18 protein-coding genes are annotated in these 19,956 nt (G+C 34.1%); 11 read left to right on the forward strand and 7 right to left on the reverse strand.

The features are described from left to right. On the reverse strand, nt 1-1,362 hold the full coding sequence (gene ispE / locus WCG23_00930; protein ID MEI8388423.1) for a 4-(cytidine 5'-diphospho)-2-C-methyl-D-erythritol kinase: 1,362 nt from the start codon (nt 1,360-1,362) through the stop codon (nt 1-3). Between the two features lie 2 nt (nt 1,363-1,364). After that, nucleotides 1,365-2,210 carry a 16S rRNA (adenine(1518)-N(6)/adenine(1519)-N(6))-dimethyltransferase RsmA gene (rsmA, locus tag WCG23_00935; GenBank protein ID MEI8388424.1) on the reverse strand — a complete coding sequence of 282 codons (846 nt, stop codon included), beginning with the start codon at nt 2,208-2,210 and terminating at the stop codon, nt 1,365-1,367. Between the two features lie 101 nt (nt 2,211-2,311). Between rsmA and WCG23_00940 the strand changes: the two genes are divergently transcribed. Beyond that, nucleotides 2,312-3,634: a glutamate-cysteine ligase family protein gene (locus tag WCG23_00940; protein ID MEI8388425.1), complete on the forward strand. Its 1,323-nt coding sequence runs from the start codon at nt 2,312-2,314 to the stop codon at nt 3,632-3,634. A 102-nt stretch (nt 3,635-3,736) separates the two neighbouring features. Here WCG23_00940 and WCG23_00945 read toward each other — a convergent pair whose 3' ends face one another. Both WCG23_00945 and WCG23_00950 read right to left on the reverse strand, forming a co-directional pair. Continuing rightward, complete coding sequence (locus tag WCG23_00945; GenBank protein ID MEI8388426.1) at nt 3,737-4,117, reverse strand: hypothetical protein; 381 nt, start codon at nt 4,115-4,117, stop codon at nt 3,737-3,739. Between the two features lie 227 nt (nt 4,118-4,344). Next, nucleotides 4,345-5,463 (reverse strand): homoserine O-acetyltransferase, encoded by a 1,119-nt coding sequence (locus WCG23_00950; GenBank protein MEI8388427.1) that lies wholly within the window; start codon nt 5,461-5,463, stop codon nt 4,345-4,347. A 120-nt stretch (nt 5,464-5,583) separates the two neighbouring features. Between WCG23_00950 and WCG23_00955 the strand changes: the two genes are divergently transcribed. From WCG23_00955 to WCG23_00965, 3 genes are all read left to right on the forward strand, one after another. Next, nucleotides 5,584-7,233: a thiamine pyrophosphate-binding protein gene (locus WCG23_00955; protein ID MEI8388428.1), complete on the forward strand. Its 1,650-nt coding sequence runs from the start codon at nt 5,584-5,586 to the stop codon at nt 7,231-7,233. Nucleotides 7,234-7,331: 98 nt separating this feature from the next. Then, on the forward strand, nt 7,332-7,715 hold the full coding sequence (locus tag WCG23_00960) for a desulfoferrodoxin (protein MEI8388429.1): 384 nt from the start codon (nt 7,332-7,334) through the stop codon (nt 7,713-7,715). Between the two features lie 10 nt (nt 7,716-7,725). Next, the gene (locus WCG23_00965; GenBank protein ID MEI8388430.1) at nt 7,726-8,235 is read left to right on the forward strand and encodes a ferritin; all 510 of its coding nucleotides are present in this window, start codon (nt 7,726-7,728) and stop codon (nt 8,233-8,235) included. A gap of 8 nt (nt 8,236-8,243) precedes the next feature. Here the strand turns inward: WCG23_00965 and guaA are convergent, their stop codons facing one another. From guaA to WCG23_00980, 3 genes are read right to left on the reverse strand one after another with little or no spacing between them, the layout of a single operon-like run. Then, nucleotides 8,244-9,800 carry a glutamine-hydrolyzing GMP synthase gene (gene guaA / locus WCG23_00970; protein ID MEI8388431.1) on the reverse strand — a complete coding sequence of 519 codons (1,557 nt, stop codon included), beginning with the start codon at nt 9,798-9,800 and terminating at the stop codon, nt 8,244-8,246. Between the two features lie 49 nt (nt 9,801-9,849). After that, on the reverse strand, nt 9,850-11,325 hold the full coding sequence (gene guaB / locus WCG23_00975) for an IMP dehydrogenase (protein MEI8388432.1): 1,476 nt from the start codon (nt 11,323-11,325) through the stop codon (nt 9,850-9,852). Between the two features lie 44 nt (nt 11,326-11,369). Next, nucleotides 11,370-11,696 carry a hypothetical protein gene (locus WCG23_00980; protein ID MEI8388433.1) on the reverse strand — a complete coding sequence of 109 codons (327 nt, stop codon included), beginning with the start codon at nt 11,694-11,696 and terminating at the stop codon, nt 11,370-11,372. A gap of 403 nt (nt 11,697-12,099) precedes the next feature. Between WCG23_00980 and hflX the strand changes: the two genes are divergently transcribed. The 7 genes from hflX (at nt 12,100) to argS (ending at nt 19,939) form a co-directional block, all read left to right on the forward strand. After that, entirely contained in the window at nt 12,100-13,674 is a 1,575-nt protein-coding gene (hflX, locus tag WCG23_00985) for a GTPase HflX (GenBank protein MEI8388434.1), read from the forward strand. A gap of 76 nt (nt 13,675-13,750) precedes the next feature. Next, nucleotides 13,751-14,617 (forward strand): metallophosphoesterase, encoded by an 867-nt coding sequence (locus WCG23_00990; protein ID MEI8388435.1) that lies wholly within the window; start codon nt 13,751-13,753, stop codon nt 14,615-14,617. 374 nt (nt 14,618-14,991) lie between these two features. Then, nucleotides 14,992-15,444, forward strand: coding sequence for a nucleoside deaminase (locus tag WCG23_00995; protein ID MEI8388436.1), 453 nt, complete (start codon nt 14,992-14,994; stop codon nt 15,442-15,444). A gap of 3 nt (nt 15,445-15,447) precedes the next feature. Beyond that, nucleotides 15,448-16,446: a potassium channel protein gene (locus WCG23_01000; protein MEI8388437.1), complete on the forward strand. Its 999-nt coding sequence runs from the start codon at nt 15,448-15,450 to the stop codon at nt 16,444-16,446. Between the two features lie 40 nt (nt 16,447-16,486). Beyond that, nucleotides 16,487-17,509 carry a signal peptide peptidase SppA gene (sppA, locus tag WCG23_01005; GenBank protein MEI8388438.1) on the forward strand — a complete coding sequence of 341 codons (1,023 nt, stop codon included), beginning with the start codon at nt 16,487-16,489 and terminating at the stop codon, nt 17,507-17,509. Between the two features lie 4 nt (nt 17,510-17,513). Beyond that, entirely contained in the window at nt 17,514-18,077 is a 564-nt protein-coding gene (locus WCG23_01010; GenBank protein ID MEI8388439.1) for a Yip1 family protein, read from the forward strand. 68 nt (nt 18,078-18,145) lie between these two features. Further along, nucleotides 18,146-19,939: an arginine--tRNA ligase gene (gene argS / locus WCG23_01015; GenBank protein ID MEI8388440.1), complete on the forward strand. Its 1,794-nt coding sequence runs from the start codon at nt 18,146-18,148 to the stop codon at nt 19,937-19,939. Nucleotides 19,940-19,956 lie beyond the last annotated feature (17 nt).

Below are 19,956 nucleotides of genomic sequence, written 5' to 3' on the forward strand. Positions count from 1 at the left end.
TTACTTATTATCGAGGAGTCCGAAATTAATTGATTTTGTTTTAAAGCACTTCCAGCCAGCTTTAGCATCAGATAAATCAATTTCTCCTTCGTAAATGCCGAAAACAGAAGGTCCGCTTCCTGACATCAGGCTATTTTTGCAACCTTTTTGAGTCAAATAATCTTTAATTTCTTTAATCTCGGCATAATCCGGCAAAATAGCTTCTTCAATGTGGTTTTTTAAAAGCAGGGCAATTTTATTTGAATTATTTTCACAAATAGCCGATTTCATTTTTTCAAGTCCTTTGATTCCAGGTTTTTGAGGAAGCGCGGCATATTTTGTATAGGCTTCTTTGGCCGAAATAAAAAGATTTTTTGGTTTTATTATTGCGATATTCAAATCAGGTGTTGAAATTTTTGATAAAAGTTCTCCTCTTGAAGTTGCAACTTGTGTTCCTCCTTCAAGACAAAAATTAATATCGGAACCCATTTGAGAAGCAAGGTTGTGAATTTCTGAAGCGTTTAAAATATTATCAAAAAGCCGGTTTAATCCCCATAAAGTGCCTGCCGCATTTGAACTTCCTCCGGCTAGGCCTGCCGCTACAGGAATATTTTTTTCTATATGAATCTTGACTTTATAACCGTTTAAATCAGCTTTTTGTAAAAATAATTCCGCAGCCTTATAAACCAAATTATTATTATCGTAAGGTATCAAGTCGGAATTTCCGGATAATTCAATGACGTTTTGAGGAGGGTTTAAATTTTTATTATTAGCTGATATAATATGTTTAGAAATCGTCGATGACCCTGCCCTTGTTCCGGCAGGTAAAGCATCGACGATTTTGGTTTCATAATTTAAATTGTAAAATAAATGTCCAAATGTGTTTTTGGCTATATTAACAATAACTGTTTTGTTTTCTCCATTCAGATTAATGGATGCCTTAATGTATCTGAAACCAACGATTCCATCAGTTCTGGTTTTCAGAGGCTGATGCAGTTCACTTACTTCGCCTTTTTCAATTATTTCTTTTAATTTCGGTAAAATTTTTAACTTTGTTATATCAGCACTCGAGTTTATTACTTTTTTAATTCCTTTATTGCTGAATTGAATTTCTCCTAAATAAGAATGGGTTAATTTTTGTCCCTGTATATTTTTTTTATAATGATTTATCGAAGACTTTCTTAAAGATTTCAAATCATCTCCAAAATCGCCAAGTTCTTTGCCTGTGAGACAAATTGATACCTGCTCAACTTCTATAGTCAAATAATCATAGAGACTCACCGTCTGCATTATGCTCTGAATTTCATGAAAACCGTCTGCTCTTTTTTTGAGGATTTCAAGACTCAGATTTATTTTTGCAGGGGTTTTAACTTGAATTTTCATAATTACCTGTTTAATAACCGGTTAATACAATCTGTTAAAATTTTATATTCCTGCATTGAAAGAGTTTCTCCCCTTCTGTCAGGAATAATTCCGCTTTCTTCAAAGGCTTTTGAGAGAACTTCACCGGAAAATCCGCCCTGCAAAAGGGCATTTTTTAGGGTTTTTCTTCTTGTTCCAAAAGCTGCTTTAATTATTTTCCTGAAAAGTTTCGGATTTTCCAGATCGATAATAGGTTTTTGTCTTATTTTGAATTTTATAAGTGCAGAATCTACTTTTGGAGCGGGATAAAAACTCTTTGAGGGAACTTTGCATATAAGTTCTGTTTCTGCCCAAAAATTTACAAGTATGGATAACAGTCCATAATCTTTTGAAGGGCTTTTTTCATTTGCTATAATTCTTCTTGCAACTTCATATTGAACCATTAAAATGATTTCTTTTATGCACTGCCTGTTTTTATTGTTAAAATCATCAATTTCTCCCAGTAAATGCACTATAATAGGGCTTGTTATATAGTACGGAATATTTGCTATGATTTTAACGGGGCTTTCTATAAGTTTTGAAATGTCTGTTTTTAATATGTCTTGATGAATTAGTTCAATGTTTTTGCAGGGAAGTGCTTGTAAGACCTCAATTGCATTTTCGTCAAGCTCAATGGCTATAACTTTTTTGGCAATTTCTGCAAGTTTTTCTGTTACAAAACCCGCCCCTGCTCCTATTTCAATAACTGTATCATCAGAATTTAAAGCGGCTTCATCAATAATTTTTTGAATAATCTTTTCATTAACCAGAAAATTTTGCCCTAAACGCTTTTTTGTCTTAAATTGTTTTGCTCTTTGGATATAATTCAAAATAATTAGCCTTATTTACTAAGAGTTTTATGTTTTATGATAATGTATTATTTAACAATAAAAATTAATCAAATAAAAGAAATCAATTAATAAAGGCAAATATGATTTACGATAAATCCCAATTTACTGAATTATTTAAAAACGGCTGCAAGTCTAAAGAGAATTTCAGAATAGGTCTTGAGTTTGAAAAATTGGCGGTGGATTCTAAAAGTTACAGAGCTGTTCCATATTCAGGAGAAAAGGGAATTAACTGCTTTTTATCCGGTTATAAAGCTTTTAGCGAAATGGAAGAAGTTATTATAAACGATAATCTGTTGGGATTAAAAGAGGAATTTGCGTATATATCTCTTGAACCGGGCTGTCAAACAGAAATAAGCACATATCCGTATAAAAAAATCTCGGAAATAGCTTCTAAAATTGAGGAATATAACCAAAAAACAGCTATTATCGGTGAAAAACTTGGTATTGATTGGATTGGATACGGAATTCAGCCTGTTTCCACCTTTGATGATATAAAAATAATTCCCAAAAAACGCTATGAAATAATGACAGAGTATCTTCCTAAAAAAGGAGATAAGGCTCTTGTTATGATGAGGGAGACAGCTGGAATCCAAACATCTATTGACTACGAATCAGAAGAAGATGCGGTAAATAAAATCAGAGTTTCTCTTGCAATTTCGCCAATAATTACTGCAATGTTCGCAAATTCCCCTATTAGAGGAGGAAAAGAAACAGGATATAAGTCTTATAGGGCTTCTGCATGGCTAAATACAGATAATGACAGATGCGGGCTTATAAGTAAAAAAATATTTGAAAAAGATTTTTCTTTTGCTGATTACGCGGAATATCTTTTAGACGTACCTATGTTTTTTATAGAAAGAAATAACGCTATTATAAATGCTACACATCTTACTTTTAGGGAGTTTTACAATAACGGTCTTTCGGAATTTACTGCTAACATTGATGATTGGGATTTGCACATGTCAACAGTATTTCCTGATGTTAGATTGAAAAATTTTATTGAAATAAGAAATTGCGACTGTCAGAGAAAAGACATGATTTTTGCTCTTCCTGCTATGGTTAAAGGAATTTTGTATAACGAAACTGCTATGTATCAGGCATGGGATTTAGTAAAAGATTTCAATTGGCATGAATTGGAAGAAATAAGGCATTCCGTACCAAAATTGGGTCTTAAAACTACAGTAAAAGGGATAAAAATTGCCGATTTGGCAAAAGAGTTAGTTAATATAGCGGAGTTTTCTCTTCTTTCTGATCCGGAAACCGCAGAGGAAACTGTTTATCTTGAAAAATTAAAAGAATTAGTTGAACAAGAAAAAACTCCGGCCGATATAATTCTAAAAAACTGGAATTCAGGCTGGAATAAAAACATTGAAAAACTTATTGAATATTCAAAATTAAATTAAAGAACTAAATAAATAAAAGCTTGGCTAAAACGATATAAACATTTATATCGTTTTAGCCATTTTGTCAAAATCAACTCTTTCTATAAAAAACTTTTATAATATTTAAGACAAAACTTTTTTTGATAATAATGATAATCTACTTGGTATCTTATTGATTTCATGGAGAATCATTTCAGGATATTTTTTGCTTAATCCTGTTAATAAGTCTAGCAAATTTTGTTCATTTTTTCTGTATTTCCCTCTGTTAGGGTACTCTAAAATCGTTCTAATTGCATTAAATGATTTTTCGGGACTTGTACAATATAGTTCTTGGGTGCGTTTTGTTTTTGGAGGACATTTAGTTACAATTTCAAAAAAGTCTTTTTCTAAATTTTTTATTACTGGCGATTGACTATCAACCCATGTAAAAGAATGTTGTAAAAGTCGGGGGGGGGGAGATTTAATGTTTTTGTACATACCCTTTACGGCTTCTAGAATTGTCATTTGGTTTTCCTTTCTTTAATTTATTGATTTTTTTGTTATCTAAATATAGAAAGTATCTCCAAGGAAAAAATTGCTAATAAAATTCAAAAATTTTTAAATTATTTATTAAAATATAGGGCATATAAAATAATGGTAGAAAATTTTTATTCTACCATTATTTTATATTTCTTAATATAAATTTACATAAATTTCATGCTTTGAGTATCAGGGTTTATAAAATAGCCGTTTTAAGCATTAACACCTTTAAGGAAGTTTTTCAAAATCTTTGTCTGGTCTTCAACTTCCAAAAGAAAGGAGTCATGTCCGTAAGGTGAATCAATATTGCAGTAAGTGATTTCTTTTTCAAGGCTCATGAGAGTCCTTGCAGTGTTTTTAAGCTCTTCCGGAGGGAAAAGCCAATCCGTAGAAAAGGTAATAAATAAAAATTTGGACTTGCTGTCCTTAAAGGCATGTGCAAGTGAGCCGTATTTTTGGTGAAGATCAAAATAATCCATAGCTTTTGTTATATATAAATAACTATTCGCGTCAAACCTGTCTACAAAGCTTTGTCCCTGATACCGCAGATAACTTTCCACCTGAAAATTAATATCAAAGTTGAAATCAGGCTTTAGTTTGTCCTGAAGCTTTCTGCCGAATTTTTGGTGCATAGATTCTTCGCTTAAGTAAGTAATATGTCCTATCATTCTGGCAAGAGCAAGACCTGTTGCAGGAGTTTCAGAATCATAATAATTGCCATTTTTCCAGTTAGGATCAGAAATTATTGCATTTCTGCCGACTTCGTTGAAAGCAATGTTTTGAGCTGATAATCTGCTTGCAGAAGCTATTGCAACGCAAGATTTAACCATATTAGGATACTGAATAGCCCATTCTAAAGCTTGCATTCCTCCCATAGAGCCGCCCGCAACGTTCAAAAGTTTTTTTATTCCGAAAAAATCTATAAGTTTTTTTTGAACTTTAACCATATCTTCAACTGTTATTACAGGAAAGCTTGTCCCGTAAGGCTTACCTGTTTCAGGGTTTATAGAAGATGGACCTGTTGTGCCTTTGCAGCCTCCGAGAAAATTTGAAGAGATTATAAAATATTTGTTTGTATCAAAAGCTTTTTCAGGACCTATCATATTATCCCACCAGCCGGGTTTTTTGTCTTCCGATGAATGGTAGCCTGCCGCATGTGCATCTCCTGAAAGTGCATGCAAGACGAGGATAGCGTTGCTTTTGTCTTCGTTAAGTTCGCCATAAGTTTCATAAGCAACAGTAATCGGACCAAAATCCAGACCGTTTTCAAGATTTATTTTTTCATCAAACGAAAAATATTTTGTTTCAACTATTCCAACTGAATTATTCAAACCAATCATTTCTTCTTTTTTATTTACCTCAAAACAAATAAACAATTCATGTTAATTAATTTTTATGATATTAATTTTTTCATGCTTTATAAAATAAATCAAAAAAAGGATAAATAAATTATGACAATGGAAATAACTATAAGTGAATATCTTATCCAAAGTCTTCAAAAAGCGGGGATTGGACATATTTTTGGAATACCCGGTGATTATGTCATTAAATTCTTTGGCGAGCTTGAAAAAAGTTCGTTGGAAACCGTTGGAACATGTTCAGAGCAGGGTGCAGCTTTTGCAGCAGATGCGTATTCTCGTGTAAACGGGCTTGGTGCGCTATGTGTAACTTATTGTGTCGGAGGACTTAATACTGTAAACGCCGTAGCAGGAGCTTATGCAGAAAAAGCCCCTTTAATAGTAATAAGCGGAGCTCCCGGAGTTAATGAAAGAAATAATGATTACCTTCTTCACCACTCAATAAAAGATTTTAATTCGCAGCTCAATATTTTTAAAGAAGTAACTGTTGCGCAATGCGTGTTAGATGATACTTATAGCGCTCCTTATGAAATAGACAGGGTTATAGCTGCATGTATAAAGCATAAAAGACCTGTATATATAGAATTTCCAAGAGATATGATTCATTCAAAATGTCTTATCCCTCCTCCAAAAAAAGAAATAATTTCTTCAAAAAACAATGAAATTTTTAGCGAAGCGCTTAAAGAAGCGGTAAAAATGATTAAAGCTGCAAAAAAACCGGTTATTTTAGGCGGTGTCGAAATAAGAAGATATGGTCTTGAAAAAGAATTTCTAAAACTTCTTGAAAATACCGGTTATCCCTACGTAACAAATATTCTCGGAAAATCTGTTGTTGCTGAATCGCATCCGCAGTTCCTCGGGGTTTATATGGGAAAAATGGCCGAACCTGAAGTAATAAAATATATGGAAGAAAGCGATTGCACAATTATTTTGGGTGCTTTGATGACTGATACTGATACAGGAACAGCCGAATTAAATATTTCCAAAACAATTTATGCTTCCGCGGATGAGTTTTTTATCAAACACCATTATTTTAAAGATATAGATCTTGGAGAATTTATACAAAGACTTGCTCAAGAATTTAAGTCTGACAGAGAACAGAAAAAAGATTCATTTCTTCCTGAAATAACAAAAAACAACAAACTTGATGAATATATTGCTCAATCTGAAACGCCTATGAAAATAAAAAGATTTTTTGATAGGTTAAATACTTTTATTCCTGAAGGAAGTCCTGTTATTTGCGATGTTGGCGATTGTTTATTCGGTTCTGCAACTCTAAAAATCCCAAAAGATTCTGTATATTTAGGTCCTGCTTTTTACACATCAATGGGTTATGCCATACCTGCAACTTTAGGTGTTTTGATAAAAAACCCTGATTTAAGACCTATAGTAATTGTCGGAGACGGGGCTTTTCAGATGACAGGTCATGAACTTTCGTGTTTTGCCCGTTATAACTTAAAACCAATAATTTTCGTACTTAATAATAATGGCTATACAACCCAAAGATTCTTAAAAGACGGTAAATACAATGATATTCAAAATTGGAATTATCATTTATTCCCTCAAATAGTCGGGGCAGGTCTCGGGCTTGAAGTTAACACAGAAGAAGAGTTTGAAGATGCTTTGCAAAAAGCGGAAAATAATACTGAAAGCTTTACTATAATTAACATTCACTTTGATAAATACGATAAATCCGATACTCTGTTCAGGCTTACCAGTATGCTGGGAAAAAACGTCGAATAAAAATTAAATAAACATTAAATTTGTCGTAGAACGTAAACTATTGAATTATACTTAAAAGTCAATTAAAACAACTTTAATAAAGCAAAGGAAGGTATAAAATGACGGCTGAAAGATTTGATGTCTACAAATGCGATCATTGCGGAATAATTATTGAAGTACTTGGCGGAGGAGCAGGGACGCTTGTTTGCTGTAATACTCCTATGAGGCTTTTAAAAGAAAACGCAACCGATGCGGCTATCGAAAAACATGTTCCTATTATAGAAGTTATCCCCAATGGTGTTAAAGTGTCGGTTGGCAACGTAGCCCATCCTATGTTAGAAGAACATTATGTAGAATGGATTGAAATAATTGCCGACGGTAAAATCTATCGACAGTATTTAAAACCACACGAAAAACCTGAAGCCGTATTTAACATACAGGCTGAAAATATTGTTATAAGAGAGTATTGCAACTTGCATGGTTTATGGAAGTTAGAAAAATAGGAGAAAAACAATGCTTATATCAAGAATAGAAAAAGAATTAAACAAACAACTAAATAAAGAATTTTTCTCGGCGTATCTTTATATGTCAATGTCTGCTTATTTTCAGTCGGTTGATTTGTTGGGTTTTGCAAACTGGATGAATATTCAGGCAAAAGAAGAAATGCTTCATGCCGAAAAATTTTATAATTTTATTCAAGAAAGAAACGGAAAAGTTGTTCTTGAGCAGATTGAAAAACCTCAGACAGATTGGGCTTCCCCTCTTGCTGCTTTTGAAAATTCTCTGGAACATGAACTTTTTATTACAGCTTCAATTAATGAGCTCGTAGATGCGGCTCTTGAAGAAAAAGACCACGCCACAAACATCTTTTTACAATGGTTTGTAACAGAACAAATCGAGGAAGAGTCCAACTCAACTGAAATTATAAGAAAACTCAAACTCATGAAAGATGCGCCGGGTGGAATGTATATGCTTGATAAAGAACTTGCAGCAAGAACTCTTGTTTTACCGCCGACCGCGTAATAAATAGTTTATTCCCACTCAATAGTGCCGGGGGGTTTTGATGTAATATCATAAACTACGCGGTTTATACCTTTTACTTCATTAATAATTCTGTTAGAAATTATTGAAAGAACTTCGTAAGGGACTTTTGACCAGTCTGCCGTCATCCCGTCTATGCTGTCAACAAATCTTACAGCGGCTGTGTTTTCGTAAGTTCTTTCGTCTCCCATGACTCCAACTGACTTTACAGGCAAAAGAACTACAAAAGCTTGCCAGATTTTGTTGTAAATGCCTGCTTTTTTTATTTCTTCAAGTGCGATAGCATCCGCTTTTCTTAAAATATTGAGTTTTTCTTTTGTAACATCTCCGAGAACTCTTATGCCTAAGCCCGGTCCGGGAAAAGGATGCCTGTAAACTATTTCATCGGGCATATCAAGCTCTTTGCCGACAAGTCTTACTTCGTCTTTAAAAAGCTCTCTAAAAGGTTCGACAAGTGAAAGTTTCATTTTCTCGGGGAGTCCGCCAACATTATGGTGGCTTTTTATCGTTGCAGAAGGTCCTTTAAAAGAGACACTTTCTATTACATCAGGATAAAGAGTGCCTTGTGCAAGAAATTCGGCGTCTTTTATCTTTTTTGCTTCTTCTTCAAAGACTTCTATAAACTCATAGCCGATAATTTTTCTTTTTTTCTCAGGCTCTGAAACTCCTTTGAGTTTGTTTAGAAATCTTTCTTCAGCGTCTACATATATTAAATCTATTTGAAAGTTGTTTCTAAAGACTTTCTGTACTTTTTCAGCTTCATTTTCTCTTAAAAGCCCGTTATTTACAAAAATACATTTAAGCTGGCTTCCTATAGCTTTGTGTAAAAGAACAGCAGCTACCGAAGAATCTACGCCTCCGCTTAATCCGCAAATTACTGTTTTGTTACCAACTTTTTGTCTTATTTCTTGAATCTGTGTTTCTATAAAGCTTTTCATATTCCAGTTAGAAGAACATTTACAGATAGAAAACAGAAAGTTGCCAAGAATTTTTTCGCCTTGATTTGTGTGGACAACTTCAGGATGGAACTGTACACCCCAAAAATTAAGCTCCGGATTCATTACCGCTGCATAAGGACAGTTTTCTGTGGAGGCAATTGTAATAAAGCCTTCGGGAATTTCTGTAACTTTATCGCCGTGACTCATCCAAACATCAAGATTTTCAGAGGAATTAAATCCGTTAAAAAGCCCTGCATTTTTATTTATATTAATACTGGCTCTTCCGTATTCTCTTTCGTTGGAACATTCGACTTTTCCACCCAGCACATGAGACATAAGCTGCATTCCGTAACAAATTCCGAGAGCAGGAATTCCTAAATCAAATAACTCCTGTGAAACCATAGGAGAGTCTTTGTCATAAACACTTGAAGGACCGCCGGAAAGAATTATTCCTTTAGGGTTAAACTTTTTAATTTGCTCCATATCATAATTAAAAGGGTGAATTTCGCAATATACGCTGTGTTCTCTGATTCTTCTTGCGATTAGCTGCGTGTACTGCGAGCCGAAATCCAGTATTAAAATTTTATCTAAAGCTGTTGCAACAGTCATATATTTATTTACTCCTTTAAGTATGTTTATTCACAAATGAAATAGAGTATTAATTCAGTCTGTAATTAGGGGATTCTTTTGTGATAGTTACGTCATGCACGTGGCTTTCTTTTAATCCCGCATTAGAAATCCTCACAAACTTAGCTTTTTGTCTCAATTCTTCGAGATTTCTCGCGCCTACATAGCCCATACCTGATTTTAAACCGCCTAAAAGCTGATGAATATTAGAAGATAGAGTTCCTCTATATGGAACTTTTCCTTCTATGCCTTCAGGAACGAGTTTGACTTCACTTTCAGTATCATTCTGGAAGTATCTGTCTTTGCTTCCTTGTTTCATAGCACCTATTGAACCCATTCCTCTATACATTTTATAGCTTCTTCCCTGATAAAGTATGGTCTCTCCCGGGCTTTCTTCTGTTCCTGCAAAGAGATTTCCTATCATGACAGTTTTTGCACCTACTGCAAGGGCTTTTATCATATCACCAGAGAATTTAATACCGCCATCAGCAATTACAGGGATGTCATATTTGTTTGCTATTTTGCAACAATCAATAATAGCAGTGATTTGAGGGACTCCAATTCCTGCAACTATTCTTGTAGTACAGATAGAACCAGGTCCAATACCGACTTTTACCGCATCAGCACCTGCTTTTATTAAAGCTTCCGTTGCTTCTGCAGTTGCAATATTTCCTGCGATAAGCTGAACATTCGGGAATGTTGATTTAATATCTTTTACGGATTCCAGCACTTTCTTTGAATGACCATGTGCGGTGTCTATGCTAATTATATCAACACCTTCATTAATCAGCGCCTGAAGTCTTTCATTTCTGTCATCAGAAACTCCTACTGCTGCACCTACTCTTAGTCTTCCAAAAGCGTCTTTACAAGAATTAGGATATTTTATAGCTTTTTCTATATCTTTAATTGTAATTAATCCGTGAATTTCAAAATTTTCATTCACCACAGGAAGTTTTTCTATACGGTTTTTATGGAGTAAAAATTTTGCATCCTCAAGACTAATGCCCAATGAAGCCGTTATAAGGTTTTCTTTTGTCATTACGTCTTCAATCCGTTGATTTAAGTTTGTTTCAAATCTCAAATCACGATTAGTTAAAATTCCTACCAGCCTGTTATTTTTAGTAATCGGCAGTCCTGAAATATCGTATTTTTTCATTACCTCAAGTGCATCATAGATTTTTAATTCCGGTTCCATAGTGATAGGATTGACTATCATGCCACTTTCTGATTTTTTTACCCGCTTAACCTCGATAGCCTGTTCTTCAGGAGTCATATTTTTGTGTATAATACCGATTCCTCCCTCTCTTGCAATGCCAATGGCAAGTCTTGATTCGGTTACTGTGTCCATAGCAGCGCTTACAAGAGGAATATTTAAACTGATTTCTCGGGTGAGTTTTGTGGAAATATTGGTGTCTTTGGGTAAAACATCGGATTCCTGCGGTATAAGCAGAATGTCATCAAAGGTTAGAGCTTCCTTAATTTCTATATCTGTTTTTAGTTCCTGCATTTCTATCTCCTTTATAAGAGAAAACCCCTGCGCACAGGAGCCTTCTAGTTATTATTTTCTTTCAATGCCTCATTGTCAAAAAGCTCGTTGTAAACAGTATCAAACCGTTTATCTTCCATTGATTCCATAAACTCATCAATGGTTTTTATTTTGTTGAGTGCAAAGCCGACTTCAGCAATCAAAACGCAGTCGTTGCAGAGCCTGTAATCTTCATAAATCATCGATCCTGCAAATGTCTTTATTGCAGCGCAACAATCACACTGAAATTCTTCGTTGGCAATTTCAGGGTTTTCTTCCAGATCATCCTGAGTCATTTGCCTTACGGATTCCTGTATTTCTTCTATTTGTTTAAATAATTGATCTTTGTTCATTGATTTAAGCTTTTATTTGTTTGGAAAAACCGTAAAAAAATATTGCTATTCTGACCGCTATAAAATTTATTTTATCAGGAATATTAAATAATTAGTAATCTAAAAAAATAGAAATATAAAATCTGCTTGCGGAAAAATGTCCTAAATCTCTTTGATTACGCAATTATTCTTGAAAAATATTAAAAATTTGTTGATAAAATTCGATCAAATAATTTTTATTAAAAAAATAGTCTGTTGTCCTCTAATAATGCTAAAATAAAACAGGAAAGACTTATTGAGGATTTAGATTATTAAAGTTTTTGGCAAATTAACCGGTTTAAAAAAGCAGCAAATTGCTCGTCTTGAAAGATTATACAGAAAAAAAGTTCCTGTTAATCAGATAATTTCTTTTGAGCTGGCGGAATTGGTTGCAGAAATCAGCCATGAAATAAATAAAGAAATTGCGCTTTTAATCAACAGGCGCGGGCAAATTGTTAATATCAACGTTGGTGATCATAACAGCGTAGATATCGAAAAATTCAAAAACACAAGAGAAAGCCAGGCAAGGCTTTGCGGGTTAAGGTGCGTCCATACTCATCCGGGAGGGATTCAATTTCTAAGTAAGGCCGATTTAACTTCGCTTTCGTTATATAGATTTGATGCAGTTGCCTGTATAGGAGTAGATTCTACAGGATTATACAGCAAAAGCAGGGGTGATACGGTAAAATTTGCTGATTCAATGCAGATAGCTTTTCTTACCTCAAAGCAGGAATCGTGGCGGGTACTTGAATCAACCACCGTCAGAAAGGCTTGTGAAGAAAATTTTATAGAACTTCTGGAAGAAATCGAAAGAGAATTTGCATCGAATAAAGATGTAATAATTTTGGACAACAAAGAAAAAGCCATACTTGTCAGTTTGCAAACAGATAATTTTGGAGAAAATTCAGCGAAGGAATCAGTTTCAGAACTTGAACAGCTTACAGATACAGCAGGAGCGGAAGTTATAGGCTTATTATCTCAAAAAAGGCATTCTCCTGATTCTTCTACTTATTTAGGAAGCGGTAAAGCACAAGATCTGGCGCTTATGGTTCAAGTAAAAGGTGCAAATATTGTAATAGTGGATGCAGAACTTTCTGCCCGCCAGCAAAAAAATCTTGAGGCTGTTTCCGGGGTAAAAACAATAGACAGAACAGAATTAATTCTTGATATTTTTGCTCAGAGGGCAAAAACAAAGGAAGGAAAGCTTCAGGTTGAGCTTGCACAGCTTAAATATCTTTATCCGCGTCTTGTGGGATCAGGCTTGTCTCTTAGCCGTCAGGGCGGAGGAGGAACTGGCGGCGGAATAGCCACAAGAGGTCCCGGTGAAACAAAGCTTGAAATTGACAGGCGAAGAATCAAAGATAGAATTAACGCGCTGGAAAGCGAAGTTGACGAAATAAAAAGCCATAGGGCTCAACAGAGAAAACTTAGAGCATCAAACAACATCCCTGTTGTTGCAATTGTAGGATATACTAACACAGGAAAATCTACGCTCCTGAATGCACTGTCAAATTCTGATGTGCTTGCGGAAAACAAACTTTTTGCAACATTAGACCCTACAACAAGAAAAATAAAACTTCCTGAAATGTCTGATATTTTGTTGACAGACACAGTCGGATTTATTCAAAGGCTTCCTACTGCTCTGGTTAAAGCTTTTAGGGCAACTCTTGAAGAAGTTACTCAGGCTGATGTTATTTTGCATGTAATTGACCCGATACATCCTAATTGTGATGAGCATATTGGTACTGTTTATGATATTTTGAAGCAGCTTGATTCTGATAAAAAGCCTATCATTACTGTTATAAACAAGATTGATGCTGTTGAAGATGAATATTTGCTTGAAAAATTTATGCATGAACTTCCAAATCCGGTTAAAATTTCTGCTCTTCAAAGGAAAAGATTTGGGGATTTGCTGGTTAAAATTGAAGAAGTCATAAAAACCAGAGAACCAGTAGCTTAATAAATCTTTATTTTTCTTATTTTCTTGTTTATTATTAATTGAAATAAAGCATAAATGATTTTTTTAGGAGTTGGTAATGCGTATAATTTTTACAAGATTTTTAATTTTAATGTGTTTTTTATTATCTTTTTCCGCATCGGTTTTTGCAGAGCAGTTAAAGTTTGTGCAGGTAACGGATGTCCATTTGTCTTTAAACGGTTCGAATTATCAAGGCAGAGACCTTGAACATTCATTAAAAATTTTGCAAACCGCCATTGAGTCTATAAATAAACTTCAGGATATTAATTTCGTTGTATTTTCCGGGGACAATATAGATATTTCAAATGAAGATGATTTAGTAAAGTTTTTAGAAACGGTAAAAACCTTGAATAAACCTTACTATATTAGTGTTGGTGATCATGACATATTCAAATCAGGCGGTTTAACAAAAAGTGGATATATTGAAACAGTAAAAAAATATAATAAAAACCAGAAAAGTAATGATACCTACTATTATTTTTCCCCGAATAAAGACTTTGTAGTTATAGTTATGGATGGAGTTTTAAGCGGAACGATCACAAGTTCTCATGGCGGCTATTCGGAAGAAGCTATGGCATGGCTGGATGAAGTACTGACAAAAAATAACAACAAAAAGGCCATAATTGTACAGCACTTTCCTTTAATCGAGCCTTATGAAAGCAAAACCCACAGAGTCAGAAATCCTGAAGAATATTTTAATTTGTTATCTAATCATAAAAACGTAATTGCGTTAATTTCCGGTCATTATCATGGTGGCGATAAAGTTACTTTACAGGATGAAATTTATCATATAAGTTCGCCTGCACTGGTAAATTCTCCGGATAACAAATACAGAATTATTGAAATAAATTATGATCATGATTCTTTATTTCAGGAAACCCCTAAATTCGACTTGAAAACCGATATCATTCTTCTCAAGCCATAAAAACCTAATCAAATAAATTAAAACTTATTTTAGAGTGCGGATTTCTTTCGAAAGATACAAAATTTTTTACATTTATTTGAAAAATAATTGCCAGATAAGTGTAAACTACAATAATTGCTATTAAATAAAATTCTTTTTTAGTCAATTTCACCACCCGCCACTTCCTCTGTTTTTTGGGTTTTAAAAGAAAACAGCAAAGCTCTGCTCCAACCTTTATAGAGGAACAGAACTTTCTCTCATCCCTCACAATTTTACTTTTCTGTATGTAGGAAAGTTATGCTGTTTCGCGCCTTAACGTATATTATATTGGACATTGTTTAAATTCATTACCTTGAAAGATAATAAATCAGTCTTGTACTGGTATAATAATTTTTATGAATGATTATGATATAAAATTTATGAAAACTGCGCTGCGAGAAGCCAAGAACTCTGACAAAGATGTTCCTGTCGGGGCTGTACTTGTTTTTAATGATGAAATTATTGCAAAAGCACATAACTGTAAGGAATTTCAAAACGATGCCACTTTGCATGCAGAAATTATTGTCATAAAAGAAGCCTCTAAAAAAATCAAAAACTGGAGGCTGAATAATACTATTCTTTATGTTACTCTTGAACCATGCCCGATGTGTGCGGCTGCAATTTTATACAGCAGGATTCCAAAAATTGTTTTTGGTGCGTACGATTCATTATATGGTGCTTTCGGGTCTACTATAAATATGTGCGATTTGATTAAATTTAATCCCGAGATAAGCGGTGGAATTCTTGAGGAAGATTGTTCAAATCTTCTTAAGGATTTTTTCAAGAATCAGAGAAACTCAAAAGGCTAAAAAATGTTTCCATCTTATATAATTTTAAGACTCCTGATTATTCTATCTTCACTTATGATCTTTGGCACAGTGGGGTTTATGCTTATAGAAAAATGGAGTTTTCTTGATTCATTGTTTATGAGCGTGGAAACTCTTGCTACCGTGGGTTATGGTATCGTAAAACCGCTTTCCGAAACAGGAAAAATCTTCACTATTATCTACATATTATTTGGAGTAATATTGTTTTTGTATATTGCTGCTGAATTTGCAAACACCGTCGTTAATGTTAATTTTCAAAAAATACTTGGCAGGAAAAAAATGGAAAGCAAACTTAAAAATCTTAAAAATCATTTAATTCTTTGCGGTTATGGAAGAACCGGATTAGAAATAGCCAGCCAGCTCAAAAATAATAAACTTCCTTATGTCGTAATTGATAAAGATCACTCCATAGAAGAAATTGCGCTTGAGGAAGATTTTTTGTTCATTGCGGGAGATTCTACGGATGATCATATTTTGCAAAGAGCAGGTATCGAGAGGGCAAATGGTGTATTTTGTGCCTTAAGCGATGATGTGGACAATCTTTATCTTACATTGTCAGCAAAAAACCTTAATCCTGATTTGAAAATAGTTGCCAGATGCATTAAAGCCGCAAACGAAAAAAAATTCAAAAAAGCGGGCGCTACAACGATAATACTTCCTTATGAAATTAGCGGAAGAAGGATGGTTTCTTCAATTATAAAACCTGATGTGGTTGATTTTCTTGATGTTGTAATGCATAGTCAGGGCATAGACCTTGAGCTTAAGATGGAACAGTTTTCTGTGCCGGAAAATTGCTGTTTGGAAAACAAAACTATCTATTCATCAGAAATAAGACAAAAAAGCGGCGTTATCATTGTTGCAATAAAAAGAAACGGTAAATTCATTACAAATCCTGAATCGGATACTATCCTAAAAGCTCACGATTATTTAATAACTCTTGGAACAACTCAGCAATTGCAAAGTTTTGAAAAGTTTGTAAAATAAGGAATATTTGATAAATATATTTTAGGGAGATGAGGCGTTTATGAAGACAAAAATTATTTCAATTTCTATAATAACCCTTTGTTTTTTAAGTATTATTGTCGGAATTATAAATACTTCAGTAAAAACAAGGGAAGTTGAAAAAAAATCAGAGCAAAGATCTTCGAATTTTTTTAACAGTTTCTCTTCCGAAGGAAATAAAATAGCACTCATATCACTACAGGGACCTATTTCTGCCGATACATCAAGCAGTTTGATAGGCGAGCCCGATTCTGCGGAAGGGGCTTTAAAAGCTCTTGAAAGAGCTTCTGATGATGATTTCGTAAAGGGCGTAATCTTTAGAATAAATTCTCCCGGCGGAACAGTTGCGATGTCGCAGGAAATTTATGAAACCATAATAAGACTCAGGGAGAAAAAACCTGTTGCTGTCTCAATGGCAGATGTTGCAGCAAGCGGAGGTTATTATATTGCCAGCGCTGCAGATAGAATTTATGCTGATCCAGGCACTCTTACAGGAAGTATCGGTGTAATAATGGGGACTTTGAACGTACAGGAACTTATGACCCAAAAACTCGGAGTTAAATCTGTTGTTATAAAAAGCGGGAAATTTAAAGATACAGGCTCAATGTACAGACCAATGACCACAGAAGAGCAAAAACTTCTTCAAGATCTCGTGAATTCTGCTTATCACCAGTTTTTAAATGCGATTATAGATGGCAGAGTGAAGAGAAAAGACAATTATAAAACAGAAAAAGTTGCTCTTAGTGAAGATATTTTAAAAAAATATGCAGATGGACGAGTTTTGACGGGGGAACAGGCTAAAGATCTTGGCTTTGTTGATAATCTCGGGGGACTTTATAAAGTTAAAACAGATATACGCAAGATGGCAAAAAATAAATTCCCGTCAATAAATGAAGATATTCCGGTAACTTCTTATAATAAACCCACAGGTTTTGGCGAAATGTTATTTGGCGCGACAGAATCGATTATGCCGCATAAAAATATCGAATCATATATGCCGCTTAGCTTAAGTTACCCTCGCCAGCCTTTATTTATGTGGGAGTAACTATATGAATAAATTTATTGATAATTTTTACGGAGTTTTGTTTCATCCCGCTGAAACTTTTAATGAATTAAAAGAAAATCCTCGCATGATTCAGGGGTTTATAATAGTTGTTGTTATAAGTATTTTAAGCCCTGTTTTGAAATTTTCTATAAATTCAGGACAAAACCCTTTTCTGCAAGGATTTGAATTGATTAATGCTTCTTTTTGGGGGCTTTTAAGCTGGTTATTTTTTGCGTTATTCCTTGAAATAGTAGCAAGTATTTTTAAAAAAGGCGGTAAAACAAAGATTTTTTTGTGTTTATCCGCATTTGCTCTTATCCCGTGGCTGTTTTTAGCTCCTGCCTGTTTGTTTAAAACTGGAGGACTTTTATTTAAAGCTGTTGGGATTCTTATAGGTCTTGCGTGCTGGTTGTGGAGTACTGTTCTTATGGCTTTTGCGATTATGAAAACTTATGAAATATCTCCTCAAAGGGTTATTACTTTTATTCTTATTCCTTTTCTGGGTGGAATTTTAGGATTTTACTGGTTTTTCGGATTTTTCTCAACTTTAATTCAAATAATTCAATAAATTTTGACAGTTTGTTTTATAATTCAGATAAAGACTGAAACAGGGTAAAAGTTGAGAGAAAAAAGCTTATGATAAAAGAGTTGATTTTAAATCAAATTGAAGAAGCAATAAAAAAAGCTTACGATGAAGATAAAATGGGGCAACTTCAAGATACGGATATTTTAAATATATTAATAGTTGAAAAAACTAAAAATCCTGAATTTGGTGATTATGCCGTAAATATTTCGCCACTTTCGCGGCATGCCAGAATGGCACCTGCTCAAATAGCGGAAGCAATAAAACCTTACATAAATATAGACGATGTTGAAGTATCAATAATTCAGGGATTTATAAATTTCAAACTGGGAAAAAGCGTATTAAATGACGGAATTGCTCAAATAATATTAAAAAACAAAGATTTTGGCAGAAATAATCTCGGTAATTCTGAAAAAGTGCTTCTTGAATATGTTTCTGCAAATCCTACAGGACCTCTTCATATTGGTCATGGAAGATGGGCGGCTGTAGGAAGTACTCTTGCGAATTTACTGAAATTTTCCGGCTATGATGTTTCTCAGGAATTTTATATCAATGATGCCGGAAATCAAATAAATAATCTCGGAAAATCTTTATGGCTTAGAGTTTTGCAGGAACTGGGTATTGAGGCAAGTTTCCCTCAAACAGAAGAAGAGGGCTCAAAAAATTATTATTCCGGTGAATTCCTTATTGAACCAGCAAAAGAATATTTGAAAACCAATAAAGTAAAAGCTGAAGAGCTTTATAAAAATAACCCTGATCCTTTAAATCCTTCTGAGGAAATAATAAAAGAGTTGTCAGATTTTGCAAAAGCTTTAATGCTGCAAAGCCAGAAAGAACTTCTTGCAAAATTCAGGACTAATTTTGATATTTATTACAGCGAAACATCTCTTCATCAAAGAGGCGAAGTTGAAAAGACTATCGAAAAACTGAAAAGCTTCGATAAACTTTATGAAAAAGAGGGTGCTTTATGGTTTAAATCCTCTGAATACGGTGATGATCAGGATAGAGTTATTAAAAAGGGCGATGGTTCTTATACCTATTTGACAGCGGATATCGCTTATCATTACGATAAAATTGAAAGAGGCTTTGAGAGGCTAATAAATATCTGGGGTGCAGATCATCATGGATATGTAGCAAGAATAAAAGCTTCGATAGAAGCGATGGGGAAAAATCCGGACTGCCTTGAAGTCCTTCTGGGACAGCTTGTTAATTTAATTATATCCGGAGAACAGGTAAGAATGGGCAAAAGAAGGAAAATGCTCACTCTTGAAGATCTTATAGACGAAGTTGGTGTTGACGGAACCCGATTCTGGATGATTATGAGAAGTATTGATACAACTCTTGATTTTGATGTTGATCTTGCAAAGTCATGCTCTGATGAAAATCCTGTTTTTTATGTTCAATATGCACATGCACGGGTTTGCAGTATTTTAAGAACAGCAACGGCAGAAAAATTCGATCAGGACAATAAAACACAGCTTCCTTCTTTTATCACGAAAGAAGAACTTAAAGAGATTATAAATCCCGAAAAATTTAATAAAAACTTACTGGAATCCTTGTGGAAGACAAATAGTGAAAAAGAAATTGAAGCAACAAAATCATTGATTTTGAAGCTGGAATCTTTTGAAGATTTAGTTCAAACATCGGCAAAAATCAGGGCGCCTTATATGATAGCGAGATATACACTCGAACTGGCAAAAGATTTTCATTATTTTTACACTTTTACAAGAGTATTGAATGTTGAAAATGATTTAATGAAAGCAAGATTGTGCCTTATCAATGCGGTTAAACAGGTTTTTGCAAATGCTCTTGACCTTCTTGGAGTTTTGGCGCCTGAATCCATGTAATTTCAAATAAAATTTAT

Source organism: bacterium, from assembly GCA_037147175.1.
GTDB lineage: Bacteria > Cyanobacteriota > Vampirovibrionia > Gastranaerophilales > UBA9971 > UBA9971.